Below are 2,888 nucleotides of genomic sequence, written 5' to 3'. Positions count from 1 at the left end.
CAACGAACTGCGACAAATTCAGCGGGCGGAACAAACGGAAGCGGAAGCGATCCGCCGGAGTCTGACTGAACAGGTGGCGGCGGTAGTCCCGGATCTCGAAAAACTTTTAGCGATCGTGACAACTATCGATCTAGCCCTGGCTAAAGCCCGTTATAGCTACTGGCTAAAAGCGAACCCGCCCAGGTTTATTGACCCTGGGGATACCTCAGAAACAATCAACCTGCGACAACTGCGCCATCCTCTCCTAATATGGCAACAAGAGTATGAACAGGGACCGGAGGTGGTTCCGATTGATATCACGATTAACCCTCAGATCCGGGTGGTAGCTATTACCGGACCGAATACGGGGGGTAAAACTGTGACGCTAAAAACTATTGGTTTGGCGGCGATCATGGCTAAGGTGGGGCTATTTATTCCGGCGCGGGAACCTGTGGAAATGCCTTGGTTTGGACAGGTGTTAGCAGACATTGGGGATGAACAGTCTATTGAGCAGAGTTTGTCTACGTTCTCTGGTCATATTCGCCGGATTACTCGAATTCTACAGGCTATTGGGGAACCGATGAGGGTAACGGAGGCGGGGGAGTACGATCGCATCTGTCAATCTCTCGTATTGTTAGATGAAATAGGGGCGGGGACTGACCCGACGGAGGGGACGGCTTTGGCGATCGCCCTATTGCAAACCTTCGCGGACCGCACCCGTCTTACGGTGGCGACTACCCACTTTGGCGACCTGAAAGCGTTAAAATACAAAGATACTCGGTTTGAAAATGCTTCGGTGGAGTTTAATGATGCCTCCCTACAACCTACCTATCGCCTATTGTGGGGGATTCCTGGGCGTTCTAATGCTCTGAAAATTGCGGAACGGTTGGGGCTAGATCATGACATAGTAAAACTGGCGGGGTCCTATGTTGGCGGCGGTGATGAGGATGTTAACCAGGTGATCGCGGGGTTGGAAGCACAGCGACGACAGCAGGAAACTAAGGCGATCGCTGCTAGTCAACTACTGAAAGAGACTGAACGCCTACACGGAGAATTGGCGGAAAGGGCTATATCTCTCCAGGAAAGGGAAAGACAGCTTAAACAAGCCCAGGAAAAGGAGATTAAGGAGACTTTACTACAGGCTAAGGGGGAAATAGCTAAGGTGATCCGTCGCCTTCAGCAGGGGAAACCTACGGCGGCTGACGCACAAAAGGCTACGGCTACGTTAGATGCGATCGCGGAGAATTATCTACCATCTCGGCAGGCTACACCAGCACCATTACCTAATTTTATGCCGAAAGTAGGCGATCGGATTCGTATTCCCCGCATTGGTCAAACAGCAGAGATACTCAGCGGACCTGATGACAATAATCAACTAACAGTCCGATTTGGGATTATGAAAATGACTGTAGGATTAGGGGAAATTGAGTCCTTAGATGGTCAAAAGGTAGAACTTCCCAAAACTTCAGCAACTCCCAAGGCTGACAAGACTCATTCACCAGTTACCAATAAACCGGAACCCTCAAAACTGCCTAATGTTCGCACGGATAAAAATACCCTCGATTTGAGAGGGAAAAGGGTATCCGAGGCGGAAACAGAAATCGATCGCACTTTGGGGCAAATTCTCGACTTTGGCGCGCTGTGGATTATTCACGGTAAGGGAACCGGACAACTGCGGCGAGGGGTTCACGAGTTACTCAAAGAACATCCCCAAGTTGAACGGTTTGAACTGGCATCAAATCCAGATGGTGGGGCGGGAGTTACTATTGCTTATTTGAAGTAAAAAAACCGAGTTTATCATCAACCCGCCCCCCGCCGATAATTAATAATTGTAGGGGCGGGTTCTGTTGTCAATTACAAATTCCCGACGAGGATATTAATATAGCGGTTCTCTGACTCATGAGGTAAAGCCCTCACCCCAAACCCCTCTCCCATAAGGGAGAGGGGCTTTGAAAAGTACCTCACCAATCCACCGAACCGCTATAAACCCGCCCCACCGCCGATAATTAATAATTGTAGGGGCGGGTTCTGTTGTCAATTACAAATTCCCGACGAGGATATGAATAAACCCGCCCCACCGCCGATAATTAATAATTGTAGGGGCGGGTTCTGTTGTCAATTACAAATTCCCGACGAGGATATGAATAAACCCGCCCCACCGCCGATAATTAATAATTGTAGGGGCGGGTTCTGCTGTCAATTATAAATTCCTCACGAGGATATGAATAAACCCGCCCCACCGTTTCTGCTGAGAAACTGGGTTTCTTGACCACGATATGGAGGTGGTGCGTCAGTTGAACAAAATCTGCCGTTTACCCGATAGGTTATCCCTCTGACGCACCCTACGATATGTGTGATAATTAATAATTGTAGTCATCTGATTAACTCTATGTCCGATCGCATTCCTTCCCATTGGCATTCACCGAAAACGCCGGAATTAACAGCCACACAACTCGACCGTATGGCCGTGGAATTGCATCTAGTTATATTGGCTTTAGAATCCTTGGGGGAAGTGACATCAGAGACTTTAATAAAGACGGCACAAACTCTGAGTTTAGATGTGGAATATATCCAAAAATGGCAATCGCAAAAATTGACGGTAGAAGGAGGGCGATCGCTGGTTTTAATCATCTGTTATCTAGCGAAACAAAATCAAGCCTTGCTGCGCCGCGCCATTGCTTTAATTGAACAATTAGAAGCACAAAATCAGGATATCCGAGAGATTTCTTTGATGCGGGACTACCTGGATAAATTCATCCAAGGCTATGATCAGCAGTTGGCGGTTAAGTCACCTATTCCCGAAGAAGATATCATCCCCTTCGCGCAAAAACTGCTAATTGATTTACTATTTTATAGCAGTCCTGATGGTTTCGGGAGGTTTTGGTCAACCCTGCTAATGCGATCTCAAA

Annotated in this window: 2 protein-coding genes; both read left to right on the top strand. The window is 48.1% G+C overall.

The features are described from left to right. The coding region (locus B9T16_RS27545) for an endonuclease MutS2 (RefSeq protein WP_410246276.1) at window positions 1-1,762 on the top strand (1,762 nt) is incomplete at its 5' end. A gap of 570 nt (window positions 1,763-2,332) precedes the next feature. After that, the coding region (locus tag B9T16_RS27540) for a DUF3038 domain-containing protein (RefSeq protein ID WP_410246275.1) at window positions 2,333-2,888 on the top strand (556 nt) is incomplete at its 3' end.

It is taken from the genome of Arthrospira sp. PCC 8006 (assembly GCF_046480465.1).
Taxonomy (GTDB): domain Bacteria; phylum Cyanobacteriota; class Cyanobacteriia; order Cyanobacteriales; family Microcoleaceae; genus Limnospira; species Limnospira platensis.
This window is presented reverse-complemented; position numbering and strand designations above follow the sequence as displayed.